This is a genomic window from Mesorhizobium sp. M0808, from assembly GCF_040320025.1.
GTDB lineage: Bacteria > Pseudomonadota > Alphaproteobacteria > Rhizobiales > Rhizobiaceae > Mesorhizobium.
The window spans coordinates 28,138-47,152 of record NZ_JAMYOX010000019.1 but is presented as its reverse complement, the minus strand read 5'-3'; the positions used below and the strand labels follow the sequence as shown (position 1 = coordinate 47,152).

Sequence of the window (19,015 nt, the reverse complement as noted above, 5' to 3'; positions counted from 1 at the left end):
CCGGCCCGCGAGAACAGATTTTGGCATCATCGCTGACGACTTTCACCGACGAGGCGAAGATTGCCTTGGATACGTTGTCAGGCCGCGCTGCCGGGCTTTTCGCTCCGTCGCTGCGTCTTGGCGTGACCGGGCTGTCCCGCGCCGGCAAGACGGTGTTCATCTCGGCCCTTGTGCACAATCTGGTCCATGGCGGACGCTTGCCGCTGTTTGAGGCACAAAAATCTGGGCGCATCGCCCGGGCTTTTCTCGAAGAGCAGCCGGACGACGCGGTACCACGCTTCCTGTACGAGGATCACATCGCAGCTCTTGTCGACGACCGCATCTGGCCGGATTCGACGCGTGCGATTTCCGAACTGAGGCTCACCATCGAATACGAATCGGCCTCTGGCTGGAGCCGCATGTTTTCCGCCGGCAAATTGTCGGTCGACATCGTCGATTATCCCGGCGAATGGCTGCTCGACCTGCCGCTGCTCGGCAAGTCCTACGCCGATTTTTCGCGTGAGGCCTTCGAGATGGCCGTGTTGCCGGTGCGTGTCGACCTTTCGCGGGAATGGCGGGCGCTCTCCAATCCGGTCGACCCCAACGCCGAGGCCGACGAGATGACGGCGCGCCGTCTCGCTGAGAGCTTCGCGGCCTATCTCAAGGCCTGCAAACTCGACGAGCGGGCGCTTTCGACCTTGCCGCCCGGCCGCTTCCTGATGCCCGGCGATCTTGAAGGCTCGCCCGCTCTCACCTTCGCGCCGCTGCCGAATCTGGGCGGCCGGCGCGCCCGCTCGGGATCGCTGCAGGCTATGATGGAGCGGCGCTACGAGGCTTACAAGACGCATGTCGTCAAACCGTTCTTTCGCGAACACATCACGCGTCTCGACCGCCAGATCGTGCTCATCGACGCATTGCAGGCATTGAATGCCGGCCCCGGTGCGATGGCCGATCTGGAGCGCGCGGTCACCGAAATCCTGTCCTGTTTCCGGCCCGGCCGGGGCAACTTCCTGACCGACGTGTTTTCGAGGCGCATCGACCGCATATTGGTGGCCGCGACCAAGGCCGACCATCTGCACCACGAAAGCCACGACCGCCTGCAGGCCATCGTGCGGCGGCTAGCCGACCGAGCCGTGGCGCGGGCGAATTTCACCGGCACCGACGTCGACGTCGTCGCCATGGCGGCCATGCGCGCGACCCGTGAAGGCACGGTCAAGCAGGGCCGCGAGACTTTGCCGGTCATTATCGGCACGCCATTGCGCGGCGAAAAAATCAACGGCGAAACCTTTGACGGAAAGACCGAAACAGCCATATTTCCCGGGGACTTGCCGGAGAAAGTTGATGCGTTATTCGACGTTTCCGAATCGGCCCGCCGGCAGAACAATGACGACCCCGCGATCCGCTTCGTGCGCTTTCGCCCGCCGAAACTCGAGCGCACCGCCGAGGGCGTCACGCTGTCGCTGCCGCATATCAGGCTCGACCGCGCGCTGCAGTTCCTGATCGGAGATCATCTCGCATGAGTGCGCCCCGCAGACCGGCGGCCTTTCGCATAGAGCCGGAGCCCCAGCAGAAGGAAGATTCGACGGCTCACCATGCTGCGTCCGAGGCCGCGCCGGCGCGAAAGCCGCGTACCGTGACGGCGGATCTTGCCGTGGTCACACCGGCGGAGATCGACGTCTTCGACGAGGCTGATATCGTCGCTGCCGAACCGCCGCCGGCGATTGCGCCGCGAAAACGTTCGCCGCTTGGCAGCCTGTTCTTCGGCGCGCTGGGCGTTCTGGTTTCGTTCGCCGTCGGCCTCTGGACCGACCAGCTGATTCGCGACCTGTTCGAGCGCGCCGAGTGGCTGGGCTGGCTGGCTGCCGCTATGGCCGCGATCGCCATCCTGGCGCTTCTGATCATCCTCGTGCGCGAATTCATGGCGATTGCCCGCCTTGCCGAGGTCGAAAAGTTGCAGAAGCGGGCGCTCGATGCGATTGCCCGTGACGATCCGAAGGCCGCCCGCGCCGTGGTCGACGAGTTGTCGGTCTTTGTCTCGGCCAAGCCTGAAACCGCGGCCGGCAGGCGCTCGCTGGCCGAATTGCGCGGCGAGATCATTGACGGCGGCAATCTGGTACGGCTGGCCGAGATCGAGATACTCGGCCCGCTCGATGCCCGCGCCAGGGTGATGATCCTCGAAGCGGCGAAGCGCGTCTCCCTGGTGACCGCGGTCAGCCCCCGCGCGCTGGTCGACGTCGCTTATGTCGTGTTCGAAGCCGGCCGGTTGATTCGCCGGCTGTCGGAGCTTTATGGCGGCCGCCCCGGCACGCTTGGCTTTTTTCGCCTGGCGCGCAGCGTTCTGGCCCATCTCGCGGTCACCGGGTCGATCGCCGTCGGCGACAGTTTCGTCCAGCAGATCGTCGGCCACGGCCTTGCCGCCCGGCTCTCGGCCAAGCTCGGCGAAGGCGTCGTCAACGGCATGATGACTGCGCGCATCGGCATTGCAGCGATGGAAACCGCAAGGCCCCTGCCCTTTTACGCGGTCAGGCGGCCCGGATTGGGCGATTTCCTCTCCGCGCTGACCTCCTTTGCAGCAAAGAAAGAAAAAGAAACATCCGCTTCCGGAACGTGACTATTGCCTTGGGGTGACAAAGCATTAACCAATCTTGTCCATGGTCGGAAGCGTCCAAACCAGTCTCTTTGTTGCCGGGTGTCGTCGATGAAAAGCGTTATTCTGTCCAGCGGGCTGCCCGTGGCGCTCGCGCTTGTCTCAACCGTCGGCATTGCCGGAAAGACCTCGGCGGCGGAACCGGACAAGCAGTTCTTTCGATCGGTCGAAGGCAAATGGGTCGGCCCCGGGGAAATCGTTGCCGGCAAATACAAGGGCACGAAATTCACCTGCAGCTTCATCGGCTCGACGCCTGACGGCAAGGTCGGCATGTCGCTCGACGGCGGCTGCCGGGTAGGCATGTTCACCCAGCAGATGTCGGCAACGATCGAACACAAGGGCCGGCAGGGCTACAAGGGCAGCTTTATGGGCGGGGCCGCCGGCTCCGGCCTCGACATTATCGGCGGCAATGTCGTCGATGTGCACAAGGTGGTTTTCACCATCAATCGCAATCAGTTGCGCGGCGTGATGCAGGCGCTTGTCCCCGACGACAATTCGATGACGGTGACCGTTGCCGTGCGCGTCGACCAGCAGCTGGTCCCGGTCATCGGCATGAAGTTGAAGCGGGTCGATACGGTAGAAGTTGGCTCCATCTCTCCGAACTGAGCCCCGGCATGAAAAAAGGCGGCAGACAAACGGCGCCGCCCTCTTTGACATGCAAATGGGCGCTCAGTCCTTGATCGCGGCAATCACTTCGTCATAGGCCTTGCAGGCCTCAGCCGCTGTCGTGCCGCTCTGATATTTGGTTGTGACCGCCTGGACCTTGGCCCCGAGGTCGGCTGCCTTGGCCGGATTTTTGGTAATCGCAGCCTGAAGTGCCGCAGTCATGTCCTGGGCCTTCTTGGTCAGCATCTCGGTCGTGCACTCCGGCGCCTTCGAACAGGCAGAACCGGCAAGTGCCGCGATGCCAACGGCAAGCAGCAAAAACGTCTTCATGTCAGTCATCTCCTCAAAAAAGGGCCGCGACTTGATCGTCGCTCGCCCTTCACTGGCCGAAGCCGGGCGTCCTTAGCGCCGGATTGCTGGAACAAGCAACGCGCGGGAGCCCATTATCCTGTTCAGTGCGCCTGCAATATCGCCTTCACAACGCGCCGGATTCGCACTGTTCGATCCGCCCCGAAGCCCCTATCTTGGCCGCTTGTTGCAAGAGAGCGGAACGGCAGGCATGGCGGCAGAGGCATCGAACGGCGATCTGATCCAGGTGGTGGCGCTGCTCGCCGCCGGCGTCGTTGCGGTGCCGATCTTCAGGCGTTTGGGACTTGGCTCCATCCTCGGCTATTTGACGGCCGGCGTCGTGATCGGTCCGTTCGGGCTGCGCATCTTTTCCGAATCGGAAGCCATTCTTCATGTCGCCGAACTCGGCGTCGTCCTGTTCCTGTTCATCATCGGGCTGGAGATGCAGCCGTCACGGCTATGGGGCCTGCGCCGCGAGATTTTCGGGCTTGGCGCGCTGCAGGTCGGCGTCTGCGCGGTCCTGCTGACCGGCGTCGGCCTTGCGGGAGGTTTCCCGATCGCGCAATCCTTCGTCGCCGGCGCCGGTTTCGTACTCACCTCGACGGCAATCGTCATGCAATTGCTGGAAGAACGCGGCGAACTGGCCACGCCCAAGGGCCAGCGCATCGTCTCGGTCCTGCTTTTGGAAGACCTGGCCATCGTGCCATTGCTGGCGCTGATCGCCTTCCTCGCGCCGGGCGGCGCCGATATGAGCCTGTCGGATCGGTTGACGGAGGTCGGCATCGGCCTTGCCGCGATCGTCGGGCTGGTGCTTGCAGGACGCTATCTGCTCAATCCGTTCTTCCGTATCCTGGCGGATGCGCGCGCCCGTGAGGTGATGACCGCAGCCGCCCTTCTGGTCGTGCTCGGGTCGGCGCTCGCCATGCAGCTTTCCGGCCTGTCGATGGCCATGGGCGCCTTCCTGGCCGGCGTGCTTTTGTCGGAATCGACCTTCCGCCATCAGCTGGAGGCCGACATCGAACCGTTCCGCGGCATTCTGCTCGGGCTGTTCTTCCTCGCCGTCGGCATGTCGCTCGACCTGCATGTGGTCGTCGTCAACTGGCAGCTCATTGCCATCTATGTCGTCGCCTACATGATGATGAAGGCGATCGGCATCTATATCGTCGCCCGCATTCTCAAAACCGGCCACCGGGAAGCGCTCGAGCGCGCGGTCTTCATGGCGCAAGGCGGCGAATTCGCCTTCGTCCTCTATTCCGCAGCGGCGGCTGTCGGTATCATCGATAGCCAGGCCAATGCGATGCTGACCGCCATCGTCATCATTTCCATGGTGCTGACGCCCTTAGCGATCATAGCATTGCGGTATCTGACGCCACGCGACGAGCAATCGCTTGAAGGCGTCGATGTCGCCGACGGCCTGACCGGCAGCGTGCTGATCATCGGCTTTGGCCGGTTCGGCCAGATCGCCAGCCAGCCGCTTTTGTTGCGCGGCATCGACGTCTCGATCATCGACAATGAGGTCGAGATGATCCAGGCAGCGGCCGATTTCGGCTTCAAGGTCTATTACGGCGACGGCACGCGGCTGGACATCCTGCGTGCCGCGGGAGCCGGGCGCGCACGCGCCGTGCTGATCTGCGTTGACAAGCCCGATGCCGCCGTGCGCATCGCCGAGCTCATCAAGGCGGAGTTTCCGTTGCTGACGGTGCTGGCGCGGGCTTTCGACCGCGGCACGGCGTTGCAGCTCATTCGTGCCGGCGTCGACTATCAGCTCCGCGAGACGTTCGAATCGGCGCTTGTCTTCGGCGGCTCGACACTGGAAGCTCTCGGCGTCGATCCGGAAGAGGTCGCCGAGGTAGTCGAGGACGTCCGCCGCCGCGATGCTGCCCGTTTCGAACTTCAACAGGCAGAAGGCATCCGCGCCGGGCGGCGCTTCCTCAAAGGCAATATCGGCACCCCCATCCCGACGCCGCTCAGCACGCCACGGCGCGTGGGCCAGGCGCTCAACGAGGAGACCGCCGGCGTGCTGCAGAAATCCGAACCGGCCGATTAAACGTTGGAAAGACGCGAATGATGAACGAACTGGACGAGCGCGCTGTCTCCATCACCAGATTCTGGCGCGACGCCGGGGAGGACGCGTGGTTCGAGAAGAACGACGCCTTTGATGCCGACTTCCGCACCCGGTTTCTCGATCTGCACTTTGCCGCCGCCCGCCGCGAATGCGACGGCTGGTCCGAACACGCCGAAGGGTCGCTGGCACTGATGATCCTGCTCGACCAGTTTCCGCGAAACTGCTTTCGCGCCACCGGCCACATGTACGCCACGGACCCGCTGGCGCGGCATTTCGCCGGGAAAGCGATCGCTGCCGGCCATGACCTGGCACTCGACGAAGAGCTCCGCGTTTTTCTCTATCTGCCCTATGAGCATTCGGAGGACCTCGCCGATCAGCTCAAATCGGCAGAGCTTACCGCCGCCAAAGCCCCGATCTATCTGAAATATGCGATCGAGCATCGCGACATCATCCAGCGCTTCGGCCGCTTTCCGCATCGAAACAGGATGCTTGGCCGCGAGACGACACCGGACGAACAAATGTTCCTCGACGGAGGTGGGTTCTCCGGCTGATTTCAGGCACCGATGGCGGCAGCGTCAGGTTTTCCACCAATCCCGGCCTGACGGCAGCCGTTCAATGCCCGATGTGTCGACGGCGGCCAGCCGTTCCGATACGCTTTTGCCGTCGACCACAAGCTCCGGCGCAATTTCTGCCAGCGGCGCCAGCACGAAGGCGCGCTCCAGCATGCGCGGATGCGGCACCTCCAGTCCGGTCTCGTGGATGATGCGGTCGCCGAACACCAGAATGTCGATATCGATCAGGCGTGGACCCCAGCGCTCCTCGCGCACCCGCTTCAGTTTTCGCTCGGCGTCGAGGCAAAGGTCGAGCAAAGCCCGTGGCGCGAGCGCGGTCGAGATTTCGGCCGCCGCGTTGAGGAAATCCGGCTGATCGAGCTTGCCCCAGGGCGGCGTGCGGTAGAGCGACGAAACGGCAACGACGCGCGTTCTCTCGTTGGCATCCAGAATGCCCAGTGCCGCAGCCATCGACTTCGCCGGATCACCGAGATTGCCGCCAAGGCTGAGATAGACGGTGTTGTTGTTATTACTATTCTGGCCAGACAACGGTCACCTCGACATGATCGAGCACACCCGGCACCGGGGCGTTTGGCTTGCGCACGGTGATTTCGGCCTTTTTGATCTGCGGAAACCGCGCCGTCAGCGCCCTCGCCACTTCGAGCGCCAGCGCTTCGATCAGAAAGCGCCGTTCGCCGGTAATGATCTTCTCGATGACCGCAAAGGCGATGCCGTAATTGACGGTGTCCTCGATGGAATCCTCGACCAGCGCCTGCCCGGGATCCACCGTGAGTGCCGCATCGACATAAAAGCGCTGGCCGAGCGTCTCTTCTTCGTCCAGCACACCGTGCCGGGCAAAGAAGGCGCAGTTCTTCATGCGGATGACATACATGGCTCAGCTTTCCCCGATCTCACGTGCCAGCATAGCATCGGCGATGGCCAGCGCATCCACGTTGATTGCGACATCGTGGACGCGAAAGAGATGCGCGCCTTTGAGCCTCAGGATAACGCTGGTGGCCGCGGTCCCGGCGCCTCTTGCGGCTGCGTCGCGGCCGGTGACGGTGCCGATAAAGCGCTTTCGCGATGTGCCGGCCATCAGTGGAAAACCCAGCGCATGAAGCTCGGAAAACCGTGCCATCAGGTCAAGATTTTCCGCTGCCGTCTCCTTGGCGAAGCCGAAGCCCGGATCGAGCACGATATGATCGTCGGCAACACCGCTCCGCCGCGCGATTTCTAGCGACTTCCTGAGGAAGAAGAGCTGATCGGCAATCACGTCGGGCAGTTTCTGCCGGTCCCGTCCCGTGTGCATGACGACAAGGCCAGCGCCGGTTTCGGCCGCGACGCGGGCAATGCCCGGTTCGCGCTGCAGGCCCCAGACGTCATTGACGATATGCGCGCCGGCTTGGACGGCAAGCCGGGCCGTATCCTCGCGATAGGTATCGACCGAGATCAGCGTTCCGCCAGACGTCGCGAGCGCCTCGATGACCGGCAATATGCGAGCCTGCTCTTCCTTTGCGGAGACCGCAGACGCCCCGGGACGTGTCGATTCTCCGCCGACATCGATGACGGAGGCCCCCTCCTCGACCATGCGGCGCGCCTGGGCCACTGCTTTTTCCGGCGCATCGAACAGGCCGCCGTCGGAAAAACTGTCCGGCGTGATGTTGAGGATGCCGACGACCACGGCCTTGCCGCCAAGGTCGAGATGGCGTCCGTGCGCCAATTGCCATCGCCCTGTCATCATTGCCCATCAACCATGTTCGATCTCGCGGCGTGGCGGGGGATCAATTCCGTTGCGCCGAGGACGGCGGTAAAGCAAGGTGGGGAAAGAGGCAACACGATGAAACGATCCCTCCTCTGCGCCCTGATGCTCGCTCTGACCGCATTCCCGGCCGGCGCTGCAACTCTCGTCAAGACATATAGTTATTTCCCGATCGGCGGCAGGACGCTCGACGACATCGAGACCCAGCTGTCGAAACTCGGGCCTCAGGTGAAAAGCACCGGGTCGCGGCATCCGGGAGCTACCCAGATGGCGTTCACCACCCGCGTCAGCTATGCGCAAAAGCCGGGCTCGTGCTGGATTGCCGACGCTGTCGTCACCGTCAAGGTCAAGGTCATCCTTCCTGAGTGGCGCCGCCCGCGCAAAGCCGATGCCGGCGTCAGGCTGTTCTGGGATACGTTGTCCGCCGACATCAAGCGCCATGAGGAACGCCACGTCGAGATTGCCAAGAACCACGGCCGCGAACTAGAAGACGCCTTGAAGGCGAGCTACCCGGAAAAGACCTGCGAACTGGCAAAGGCCAAGGCCGCAAAAATCACTGCGGCCATGCTTGCCAAACACGACCAGGACCAGATGCGCTTCGATCGCGTCGAAAGCGCCAATTTCCAAAGCCGCATCCTGCGGCTTTTGCACTATCGCATCGAGCGCATTGAGAACGGCCGGCTCGCTCCCGGCTGAACTCCGCGTCGTCGGACAAAGCCAATTTTGCCGAAACATAGTGCCAGCTTCGGAAAACTTTCGAGCCGCTGTCGAAATCGGCCTATAGCGAACGACATATGCCAGGTTCGCAGGGATCAGCCTCCGGCAAACGCCAATCGGCGTACCTAGATGCTTCCCAGCCCGTCGCGGACGTGCACGCAGGCATAATGGATGAACGGATATGGACCAGGCTGTCGACAAGCAAACGATGGTGGAAACCAGCGCGCCGCTGACCGAAACCGAGAAAAACGCCATCATCGGCGGCGTGCTTTTGTCGATGCTGCTGGCGGCGCTCGACCAGACCATCGTCGCGCCGGCGATGCCGACGATGGCCCGTCTGCTCGGGCATGCCGAATATCTGCCATGGATCGTGACCGGCTATCTTCTGACCGCGACCGCCGTGGCGCCGCTCTACGGCAAGATCTCCGATATTTATGGTCGCCGGCCGACCGTCTATGCTGCAATCCTGATCTTTCTCGCCGGCTCGCTGGTCAGCGCCACGGCCCCTAACATGCTGGTCCTGGTTGTCGGCCGGGCGATCCAGGGCGCCGGTGGCGGCGGCCTGTTCGCCCTGACGCAGACCGTGATCGGCGACCTCGTGCCGCCGCGCGAGCGGGCCCGATACGCCGCCTGGATCTCGGGCACATGGGCCGTCGCCAGCATCGCGGGGCCGCTCCTCGGCGGCACCTTCGCCGAACATCTGCATTGGTCGCTGATCTTCTGGATCAACATTCCGCTCGGCCTGCTGGCCATGGCGATCATCAACAACCCGCTCAAGAAGCTGCCGATCGCCGCAAAACATCACCGCATCGACGGCCTCGGCGCGCTGCTTCTGGTCGCGGCCACCTCGCTGCTGCTGCTTGCCTTGAACTGGGGCGGCAGCGAGTATCCGTGGCTGTCGCCTGAAATCCTTGGACTGCTCGCCTGCTCGGCGGTGTTCTGGAGCGCGTTCGCGCTGCGGCTCATGCGCGCGGCCGAACCGCTGATCTCGCTCGAAGTGCTCGGCAATCCGATCGTTCTCGCCGGCACATTGTCGATGTTCCTACTGCAGGCCGCCAATGTCGGCCTGTCGGTCTATCTGCCGGTCTACCTGCAATCGGTCGTCGGCCTGTCGGTCAGTCAATCGGGCACCGCGTTGCTTGGGCTGATGCTCGGCACGGTGGCCGGTGCGACATTCAGCGCGCGAATGATCCCGCGCTTTTTCCACTATAAGCGCATTGCCATGATCGGAACTGTTTTCTCGATCCTGTGCCTCGGCGTGCTCAGCCTGGTCGCCGGGCATGCCTCACTTTTGCTCGTCGAGGTGTTGACGACCTGCGTAGGCCTGGGTACAGGCACGACCTTTCCGGTTGCCACCGTCTCGGTCCAGAACGCCGTCGATCGCATGCACCTTGGCGTAGCGACCGGCGTTCTCACCTTCCTGCGCTCGCTGGGCAGCGCGCTTGGCGTCGCTATGCTCGGTGCCGTCGCCCTTGGTTACGGGCTGCCGCTGGCCAGCGAAGGCACGCAGCCGGCCGGCCATATCGCCTCGGCCATGCCGTTCGTGATGATCTTTCTTGCCGCGGCCGCGATCTTGCTGTTGTCGCTCATCACGCTCTGGCTGATGCCGGAGAAAACGCTTCGCGGCCATGCCGAGGCTGTGGCTCCAGCCCTGGCGGAGTAGACCGGCCCGACGAAAATATGGCGAGGCTCAGTCGATCACGCCGAGCTTCTTCTGCAGACTGGTTGACGAGGTCGTATACTGAAAAACGATGCGCTCGCCGGGGCTGACGATGCGCTTGGCCGCTTGCGCCATCAAGGCGACCTCGTGGAAGCCCGACAGGATCAGCTTCAGCTTGCCGGGGTACCAGTTGATGTCGCCGACGGCGAAGATGCCGGGCACCGACGTCTGGAATTTTTCGGTGTCGACCGGGATCAGGTTCTCGTGGAGGTTGAGGCCCCATTCGGCGATTGGGCCGAGCTTCATCGTCAGGCCGAAGAACGGCAGCATCCGCGTACACGGCACTTTGATATCGCCCTCCGGCCCCTTGATGGTGGCGGAGGCGAGCTGGCCGTCGGCGCCGGTCAGGCCAGTCACCTGTCCGACCTGGAATTCCAGCTGCTTCATCTCCTGCATGGCATACATCTTGTTGACGCTGTCGGGCGCTGCACGGAATTCGGGCCGCCGGTGCACCAGCGTCACGCTCTTGGCAACCGGCTGCAGGTTCAGCGTCCAGTCGAGCGCCGAATCGCCGCCGCCGACGATGACGAGGTCGTGGCCGCGAAAGTCCTCCATCCGGCGCACCGAGTAGAACACGCTCTTGCCTTCATAGGGTTCGATGCCTGGAATCGGCGGGCGCTTCGGCTGGAACGAACCGCCGCCGGCGGCAATCACCACAATTTTGGCTTCGAACACCTCGTTTTCGTCGGTAATGACGCGGAAGCTGCCGTCCTCCAATCTTTCCAGGCTCGAAACCATGCGGCTATAGGTGAATTCGGGCTTGAACGGCGCGATCTGCTCAAGCAGCTTGTCGACCAGGCCTTGCGCCGAGATCGAGGGCCAAGCCGGAATGTCGTAGATCGGCTTTTCCGGGTAGAGTTCGGCGCATTGCCCGCCGGGCCGGTCGAGGATGTCGATCAGATGGCACTTCATGTCGAAGAGGCCGAGCTCGAATACGGCAAACAGGCCGACAGGCCCTGCCCCGACAATGAGTACGTCCGTCTTGGTGATAGCGGTCATGAAGCATGCGCCTTTATGGGAAAACGGCGCGACACTGCATGACCATTGGTCCGCTGCCAAGCGGCAGCCGCAAAAATCGGCTTCAGCCCTGGCGGGCCGGCACGCGCACGACCAGCCCGTCGAGGGCGTCGCGCACCTTGATCTGGCATGACAGCCGCGAGTTCGGCTGGACCTCGTAGGCGAAATCCAGCATGTCCTCTTCCATGGCTTCCGGCTCGCCGACCTCCGCCGTCCAGGCTTCGTCGACATAAACATGGCAGGTCGCGCAGGCGCAGGCGCCGCCGCATTCCGCTTCTATTCCCGGCACCGCATTGCGGATCGCATTTTCCATGACGGTCGAGCCGTTTTCGGCATCCACGTCAAAATGCGTGCCGTCATGGGCGATGAAGGTCAGCTTGGTCATTTGTCACCTGAAGGGAGTCTGAGCCGACATAATCACTCTGCCGGACAAGTCAACTGCGGCGCGAAAGCGCCCGTGCGTGGCGTCTTTGGGATAAGTCCTATCGGCTGATGGCGGCGACGAAGTCGCGCACTTCTTCGATCAGCGAGCCAAGCCGCTTCAGCGTGCTGGCGTCTTCGGGCCGGCATTCGATCGCGCTGGCGCAATCGGCAATGGCGAAGGCGCCGACCCCGCGCGCCGAGCCTTTGAGCCCGTGTGCCAATAGCAGCCGCTGCCTGACATCCGCTTCGACGATCTTGTCGCGCACCGACAGCGCCTGCTGCACGAACAGAGCCAGCACCTCCTGCTCGAGGCTCCGATCGCCCATCGTCTGGCGCGCAAGATGCGCCAGGTCGATCGGCCGCGCCCCGGCTGTCCCCGACACGTCGCCGCCGGGCATCGAGAAGGCAATGCCGTTTTCGCCACGTATCACTTTGAGACTCCGTTCTTCGACCGCCGCAAAAACTAGGCGTATCCGGTGGACAACGGGTTAATGATTGGCCCGGAAAAATGTCGCGATAACGGCGCCGGAATCACGGCTGTGTTAACCTTATATTTAAAGTTTTACGTATCGGGCGGAATGCATGTTTTCTTTACCCGGCTGTGTCATTACGATACGACAGGTCCATTTTCAGCCTCCTGCGCGGGACACGCTAGGCAGAATCAATAAGCAGAACCATAAGTCCCGCGGCAGCTTGTACAGGGTAGCGAAGGCATGGCGAAGAAACCAACGACGACAAGAACGCTCGACAGCGACGTAGCCAGGGAACTTGAAAAGGCACTTGATATCGATCTGAGCGGCGATGCCGGCGGCGACTTCGACATGGCTGCATCCATGGAAGATCTCGAAGCGCAAATATCGCAAGCCGCCGACGAGTTGGCGCGCGAAGGTCGCAGCCAGAACGAAGCGCCTGCCCCGGACCAGACCCAGAACGCGGCACCTGCCGCCAATCAAAGCCAGATCGCAAAACCCGCGCCAAAGGCCAAGCCGGCTGAGTTGCGTCCTGTCGCAACGCGCAATGGCTCGCAGCCGGCAGCTTTCTCGCCGGCCAACGACGATCGTCAAAAAGACTATAAGACGCTCCTGCACACCCTCAATCGGCGCGCCTCGAACACGATCTACTGGGTCGTGGCTTTCGTTTCGCTGGCCTGGATCGCCGGCGCTGGCGGCCTTGCGAACCTGTTGTTCGGACCTGGCATCTGGAACATCCGCACCTTCGATCAGTTTTTCGCCCGTCCGGAGCTGATCGGCCTGGCGGTCGCGGCAATCGTGCCCGTCATCCTGTTCTGGGCATTCGCAGTGATGATTCGCCGCGCTCAGGAGATGCGCCTTGCCGCGCAGTCGATGACCGAGGTGGCCTTCCGTCTGGCCGAGCCGGAAAATCTTGCCCAGGATCGCGTCATGATGATCGGCCAAGCGGTTCGCCGGGAGGTGGCAGCCATGGGCGAAGGCATCGAACGCACGCTTGCGCGTGCCGTCGAGCTCGAAACGCTGGTCCACAGCGAGGTGAACCAGATCGAGCGCTCCTATTCAGAGAACGAGTCCCGCATCCGCTCGCTGGTCGACGGGCTGGGCAGCGAGCGCGAAGCGGTCGTCACCCATGCCGAGCGCGTGCGCGCCTCGATCAGCGGCGCCCACGAGACACTGAAAGACGAGATCAACGCCGCCAGCGATATCATTCGCGACAGCATTCTCAACGCCTCGACCAAGCTGTCGATGACGATCAACGAATCCGGCGATACGCTGATCGACAGGATCAACGGAAGCTCGTTGTCGATCTTCGATTCGGTGGAAGGCCGGCTCGAATCGATCACCGATCGGCTGTCGACGTCGGGCGAGGCCTTCGCCAGCCTGCTCGACACCCGGATCGCCAAGCTGACGGACACCACCGATGGCCTGACGCGGTCACTGACCGACCTGCTCGACGACCGCACGAGCGGCATGGTGTCGCTGCTCGGCGGTGCCGCCCGCACACTCAATTCGGAATTCGAAGCCAGCCTCAACGGCATCGAGCGGACGCTTGCTGAACGTGGCCAGGCGCTGATCAGCGAGTTCCAGACCCGCGCCGAGGCGCTCGACACCGGCACGCAGAAGCTCAACGCCGCGCTGGAGGCTCGCGCACGCCAGATCAACGAGACGCTGGTCGAGCGCGCCCGCGAAATCGCCCACACCTTCCAGGATAGCAAGGAGACGCTGTCGGCGATGATCGATCAGGGCAAGACCCAGATCGGCGCCGACATGGCCGACATCATTTCATCGACCTCGACCATGCTTGAAGCCCGCGCCGGCGATTTTGCCGGGCGCATGGAAGCGGCGCGCCATGTCGTATCGCGTTCGTTCGATACGGACATCCAGCGGCTTGCCGATGCTCGCGCCGGCATCGAGGAAGCCGTCGAGAACCACAGCCGCAAGCTTTCCGAAAGCCGCGACCGGATGGCGGCGGCAATGCAGGCCGATCTGGCGAAGTTCGCCGAAGGTCGCGCCGAAATCGACGCAGCGGTGGCTAACCAGGTGCAGAAGCTAGCCGAAGGCCGCGGCCTGATCTCGCGCGCCCTTGAAGAGGATCTGCGCAAGGTCAACGAATCGCGCGCAGCGATCGACGCTTCGCTGGGCAGCCATCTCGAAAGCCTTGAAGAGGGTCGCAACAGGCTTGCCCAGGCCTTGAACGAAGACTCCGGAAAACTCGTGCAAGCTCGTACGATAATTGATGAAATGGTTGCCGGGCACGTCGGCAAGCTCGCCGAAGGCCGCAGCATCCTTTCGCGCGCGCTCGAGGCCGACCTCGGCAAGCTGGCAGAGAGTCGCGCCAGCATCGACGGCCTCGTCGCCGGTCAGGTCGAAAAGATCGCCGAGGGTCGCGCCATACTCGCCAGCGCGCTGGAAGCCGACATCGCCGGCATCAATGGCCTCATCGAGGCGCATTCGGCGAAATTGGCGCAAGACCGCAGCGGCCTTTCCCAGTCACTCGATAACGACCTGTCCGACATCAGGAGCCTGATCGCCGATCATTCTGGCAGGCTCGCCGATGACCGCAGCCTGCTTTCGAAGACGCTTGAAGACGATCTTGCCAAGCTGGCCGAAAGCCGGTCGAGCATCGATGGGCTGGTTGCCGGCCAGGTCGAGAAGCTGGCCGAAGGCCGCGACATCCTCAAGCGCGCGCTGGAATCGGACCTGAACGCGATCAAGGGCGTCATCGCCGGCCAGTCCGAAAAGCTGGCGGAAGACCGTGGCCAGCTGTCGCGGGCACTGGAGAGCGACCTGCAGGCCGTGCGGGGCGTTGTCTCCGATCACATGAACAAGCTCGCCGAAGACCGTTCGACCCTTTCGAAGGCGCTCGAAGACGATCTCGGCAAGTTGGCCGAAAGCCGCTCGAGCATCGATGTGATGGTTGCCGGCCAGGTCGAAAAGCTTGCAGAGGGCCGCGACATCCTCAAGCGTGCGCTCGAAGCCGATCTGAGCACTGTCAAGGATGTCATCGCCGGCCAATCCGAGAAGCTGGCGGAGGATCGTGGTCAGCTGTCGCGGGCACTGGAGACCGATCTCGAGACCGTGCGGGGCGTCGTCTCCGAACATATGAACAAGCTCGCCGAGGACCGTTCGGCCCTGTCGAAGGCGCTCGAGGACGATCTTGCCAGGCTGGCAGAGAGCCGGTCGAGCATCGACGGGCTGGTCGCAGGCCAGGTCGAGAAGCTGGCCGAGGGTCGCGACATCCTCAAGCGCGCGCTGGAAGACGATCTTACCAAGCTGGCCGAAAGCCGCTCGAGCATCGACGGACTGGTTTCCGGCCAGGTCGAGAAGCTGGCCGAAGGCCGCGACATCCTCAAGCGCGCCTTGGAGGCCGATCTCAGCACGATCAGGGGCGCCATCGCCGATCAGTCGCAGCTATTGACCGACAATCGCGCGCAGTTTTCGCGTGCGCTGGAAGCCGATCTCGGCAACGTGAACAGCCTTGTCGCAACCCACGCAGAGAAGCTCGTCCAGGACCGCTCGACCCTGTCGAAGGCGCTCGAGGACGATCTCGCCAAGCTGGCGGAAAGCCGCTCGAGCATCGATGGGCTGGTTGCCGGCCAGGTTGAGAAACTGGCGGAAGGCCGCGACATCCTCAGGCGCGCGTTGGAAGCCGATCTGGAGAGGCTTGCAATGAGCCGCAGCGAAGTCGACGAGATCGTCGCCGGTCATGTCGGCAAGCTGAGCGAGGGCCGCGACATGCTGACCCGCGCATTGCAGGACGATCTCTCCAGGCTCGCCGAAACGCGCAAGGATGTCGACCGTTCGCTGTCCGGCCATATCGACCAGATCGCCGCCAGGAGCACCGACATCTCCGATGCGATCGCTGCGGACGTAGAAAAGATCGAGCAGGCGTTCAGCCGGCAGACAGGCATCATTGAAGAGCGCGCCAGCACAATGGAGCGGGCGCTGTCGACGGGTGTCGACAACGTGCGCAGTGTGCTCGAAAGAAGCGCGGTCTTCGTCGCCGGCGCGCTGCGCGAGAAGGTCATGGAAGTTACCAGCGCGCTGCATGAGCAGGCGGGCGCGGCATTCAGCGATGCCGACCGCAAGATCGCCGAGCGCGCCGAGCAGACCTCGGCCGCCCTGCTCGCCAGGGCGGAGGACATCGCCCGCACCTTTGAAGAGGCGGATCGTCGCCTCGCCGCCCGCGCCGAGGATACGTCGAGCGCACTGATTGCCCGCGTCGACGACACGTCGAACAGCTTGCTCGCGCGTGCCCAGGAAACGGCCGATCAGCTGGCAGCCAGAGCAACAGAGATTGCCGGCACCTTCGACGCGGCGGACCACAGGCTGGTCTCTCGCGCCATCGAAACGGCCCAGTCGCTGGCGGCACGTGCCGGCGACATCCTGCGCAATTTCGAAACGGCCGACGAGCGGCTGGGCGTGCGCATCGGCGAATCCGCCGAAGCGCTCGCGGCACGCGCGTCGGATCTCGGTCGCATTTTCGATGCCGCCGACCAGCAACTTATTTCGCGCATTGCCGAAGGCTCCGAAGCACTTTCGGCCCGTGCGTCCGAGATCGGCCGCATCTTCGAGGAGGCGGATCATCGTCTGGTGTCCCGCATTGCCGACAGCAGCACCGCCATCGGCGAACATGCCGACACCATTGTCGGTGCCTTCACCAGCACCGAGCAGCGGGTTGCCGAACGCGCCAGGCAGACTGGCCAGGAACTCGCCGTCCATGCCCGTGAAATCGAGCAACTGCTTGCCGGTGCCGACGAACGCCTGGCATCGAGTGCCGCCGCCACAGCGGTCCGCGTCGAGGAGCAGGTCGCCAGCGTCGAGAACCGCCTCGCCTACTCCGCCGAGACAATGGGCCAAAAGCTCAACGAACAGGTCTCGAATGCCGAGGCGCAGTTGGTCTCGCGCGCCAACTCGATCGCCGAAACCTTCACCGCGGTCGGCCAGCATATCGGCCAGAGCACCAATGACGCTGCAAAGACCATCGGTGCCAATACTCGCGAGCTCAATACGATGCTTGCGGCACGTTCGGCCGAAATATCGAAAATCCTGGACGAGACGGCACGGCCTCTGGTCGAGCGCTTCGCCCAGGGCGGCTCCGAGCTGCAAAAGAGCATGGAAGAGGTCACCGAACGTGCGACCGAGAAGCTGCGCACTCAAAACGCCGCCCTCGTCGACGCCCTCGCCAGCCGTACGGCCGAAACCCTGTCGGCCGTCGAAGGCGCGCGCTCGACGCTTGCCGACAGCGTTGCCGACCTCATCGGCCGCATGACCACCTCCAGCTCGCAGCTCGGTCAGTTGATCGAGCAGGCGGCGACCAATCTCGGCCAGGTCGACGAACGCCTGACCGGCAGCACGCAAAGCTTCGCAGCGACTACCGAAAAGACCGCGCAGACCTTCGCCAGCTCGGCGCGCCTGGTCGATTCGAACACGACGCGGCTCACCGAGCTGTCGTCCTCGACCTTGCGCGAGGTTGCCTCTATCGCCACCAAGTTCGACGAGCACAGCCGGTTGCTTTCCAGTGCCTCGGACCTGTTGAGCTCGGCCCAGAGCAATCTCGAGCACACGCTCGAAAGGCAATCGTCACTGGAGGACCTCGCGGTCGGCCTTGTCAAGAAATCGGAAGATCTCGAAAGGGTCATGCGCTCGTTCGAGAATCTGGTCGGCCAGACGCTGCAGAACGCCGAAGGCAAGACGCTGGAATCCGCCGACAAGATCCGTACCGCGATTTCCGAAGTGGTCGATTCGGCCACCAAGCGCTTTGCTGATGCGACCGAGGAGATGCGGCGTACCGCCGGCTCGATCAAGAGCGAGCTCGACCTCACCCGCGCCGAGCTCAAGAAAGGCGTCATCGAGATGCCGGAAGAGGCAAAGGAATCAACCACGGCTATCCGCCGTGCCGTTTCAGAGCAGATCAACGCGCTGAAGGAACTTTCTGAAATCGTTGCCAAATCTGGCCGCAGCACCGACAGTTCGGAACAGCGCAACCTGCGTCCGACGCCGCAAGCGCCTGCCGCACGCCCCGCCGAACCGCCACGTCGCCCGGCTCCGGCTCCAGAACAGCGCCGTGCACCACAGGCGCCTTCGGGCGAGACGGCGCTGCGCGGCACGCTCGACCTCGAACGTCCCGCAGACCAAGCGCCGCGCCAGCGCGACCCCAACGGCCGCACGCCGCAGGGCGGTTGGGTGCGTGACCTCCTGACCGGTGCATCACGCGAAGACGACGCCAAGCCGGCAGCGCCTGCCGAAGCGCCGCGCCCGGCTCCCGCTGCGCGTTCGCCGCTTCATGTCGTGGAATCGCTGAACTCGCTCTCGGTCGATATCGCACGCGCCATCGATCACGATGCCTCGATCGAGCTGTGGAACCGCTACCGGCGCGGCGAGCGCGACGTCTTCACGCGCCGACTTTACACGCTGAAGGGCCAGCAGACGTTCGACGAGATCCGCCGCAAATATCAGTCAGAGGCGGAGTTCCGCGCTGCTGTCGATCGTTACTGCGACGATTTCGAAAAGCTGCTCAAGGACGTGTCGCGCAACGACCGCGACAACATCATGGCGCAGACCTACCTGACGTCGGATACCGGCAAGGTCTACACCATGCTGGCCCACGCCAGCGGCCGCCTGCACTAAGCGGGCGACAGAGAACAAACGAAAAGGCGGATTTCCCGCCTTTTTCATGCCGTACTGAATTCCATTGGCGCTGTAGAGTGCCG

15 protein-coding genes are annotated in these 19,015 nt (G+C 63.3%); 8 read left to right on the top strand and 7 right to left on the bottom strand.

The annotated features are described in order from the left end of the window. Window positions 1-20: 20 nt before the first annotated feature. From NKI25_RS21020 to NKI25_RS21010, 3 genes are all read left to right on the top strand, one after another. A complete protein-coding gene (locus NKI25_RS21020) occupies window positions 21-1,499 on the top strand; it encodes a YcjX family GTP-binding protein (protein ID WP_352568749.1) in 1,479 nt (492 codons plus the stop codon). After that, complete coding sequence (locus NKI25_RS21015; protein ID WP_352568750.1) at window positions 1,496-2,590, top strand: YcjF family protein; 1,095 nt, start codon at window positions 1,496-1,498, stop codon at window positions 2,588-2,590. Before NKI25_RS21020 ends, NKI25_RS21015 begins: the two co-directional genes overlap by 4 nt. 87 nt (window positions 2,591-2,677) lie before the next feature. Continuing rightward, window positions 2,678-3,232 (top strand): hypothetical protein, encoded by a 555-nt coding sequence (locus NKI25_RS21010; protein ID WP_352568751.1) that lies wholly within the window; start codon window positions 2,678-2,680, stop codon window positions 3,230-3,232. A gap of 63 nt (window positions 3,233-3,295) precedes the next feature. Here NKI25_RS21010 and NKI25_RS21005 read toward each other — a convergent pair whose 3' ends face one another. Then, a complete protein-coding gene (locus NKI25_RS21005) occupies window positions 3,296-3,562 on the bottom strand; it encodes a hypothetical protein (protein ID WP_352568752.1) in 267 nt (88 codons plus the stop codon). Between the two features lie 229 nt (window positions 3,563-3,791). Between NKI25_RS21005 and NKI25_RS21000 the strand changes: the two genes are divergently transcribed. Both NKI25_RS21000 and NKI25_RS20995 read left to right on the top strand, forming a co-directional pair. Next, on the top strand, window positions 3,792-5,627 hold the full coding sequence (locus tag NKI25_RS21000; RefSeq protein WP_352636778.1) for a monovalent cation:proton antiporter-2 (CPA2) family protein: 1,836 nt from the start codon (window positions 3,792-3,794) through the stop codon (window positions 5,625-5,627). Window positions 5,628-5,644: 17 nt separating this feature from the next. Beyond that, window positions 5,645-6,196 carry a DUF924 family protein gene (locus NKI25_RS20995; protein ID WP_502894566.1) on the top strand — a complete coding sequence of 184 codons (552 nt, stop codon included), beginning with the start codon at window positions 5,645-5,647 and terminating at the stop codon, window positions 6,194-6,196. A 24-nt stretch (window positions 6,197-6,220) separates the two neighbouring features. On the opposite strand, the gene folK is transcribed toward NKI25_RS20995, so the two are convergent. Genes folK through folP form a run of 3 tightly spaced genes read right to left on the bottom strand, consistent with a single transcriptional unit; the run spans window position 6,221 to window position 7,937 of the window. Continuing rightward, a complete protein-coding gene (folK, locus tag NKI25_RS20990; RefSeq protein WP_352455684.1) occupies window positions 6,221-6,745 on the bottom strand; it encodes a 2-amino-4-hydroxy-6-hydroxymethyldihydropteridine diphosphokinase in 525 nt (174 codons plus the stop codon). Then, the gene (folB, locus tag NKI25_RS20985; RefSeq protein ID WP_352568755.1) at window positions 6,729-7,088 is read right to left on the bottom strand and encodes a dihydroneopterin aldolase; all 360 of its coding nucleotides are present in this window, start codon (window positions 7,086-7,088) and stop codon (window positions 6,729-6,731) included. Before folB ends, folK begins: the two co-directional genes overlap by 17 nt. A gap of 3 nt (window positions 7,089-7,091) precedes the next feature. After that, complete coding sequence (gene folP, locus NKI25_RS20980; RefSeq protein WP_352593540.1) at window positions 7,092-7,937, bottom strand: dihydropteroate synthase; 846 nt, start codon at window positions 7,935-7,937, stop codon at window positions 7,092-7,094. A gap of 96 nt (window positions 7,938-8,033) precedes the next feature. Between folP and NKI25_RS20975 the strand changes: the two genes are divergently transcribed. Both NKI25_RS20975 and NKI25_RS20970 read left to right on the top strand, forming a co-directional pair. After that, window positions 8,034-8,651, top strand: a complete 618-nt coding sequence (locus NKI25_RS20975; RefSeq protein ID WP_023674836.1) for a DUF922 domain-containing Zn-dependent protease — start codon at window positions 8,034-8,036, stop codon at window positions 8,649-8,651. Window positions 8,652-8,853: 202 nt separating this feature from the next. Continuing rightward, window positions 8,854-10,335, top strand: coding sequence for an MDR family MFS transporter (locus tag NKI25_RS20970; protein ID WP_352568757.1), 1,482 nt, complete (start codon window positions 8,854-8,856; stop codon window positions 10,333-10,335). A gap of 27 nt (window positions 10,336-10,362) precedes the next feature. On the opposite strand, the gene NKI25_RS20965 is transcribed toward NKI25_RS20970, so the two are convergent. The 3 genes from NKI25_RS20965 to NKI25_RS20955 all read right to left on the bottom strand — a co-directional run bounded on the left by NKI25_RS20965 (window position 10,363) and on the right by NKI25_RS20955 (window position 12,260). Continuing rightward, entirely contained in the window at window positions 10,363-11,391 is a 1,029-nt protein-coding gene (locus NKI25_RS20965; RefSeq protein WP_352999272.1) for an NAD(P)/FAD-dependent oxidoreductase, read from the bottom strand. An 82-nt stretch (window positions 11,392-11,473) separates the two neighbouring features. Next, entirely contained in the window at window positions 11,474-11,794 is a 321-nt protein-coding gene (locus NKI25_RS20960) for a 2Fe-2S iron-sulfur cluster-binding protein (RefSeq protein WP_023674833.1), read from the bottom strand. Between the two features lie 97 nt (window positions 11,795-11,891). Continuing rightward, window positions 11,892-12,260, bottom strand: a complete 369-nt coding sequence (locus NKI25_RS20955; protein WP_352593565.1) for an Hpt domain-containing protein — start codon at window positions 12,258-12,260, stop codon at window positions 11,892-11,894. Window positions 12,261-12,545: 285 nt separating this feature from the next. On the opposite strand from NKI25_RS20955, the gene NKI25_RS20950 reads away from it, so the two are divergent. Further along, entirely contained in the window at window positions 12,546-18,932 is a 6,387-nt protein-coding gene (locus tag NKI25_RS20950; RefSeq protein ID WP_352999270.1) for a kinesin, read from the top strand. The last annotated feature ends 83 nt before the right edge of the window (window positions 18,933-19,015 follow it).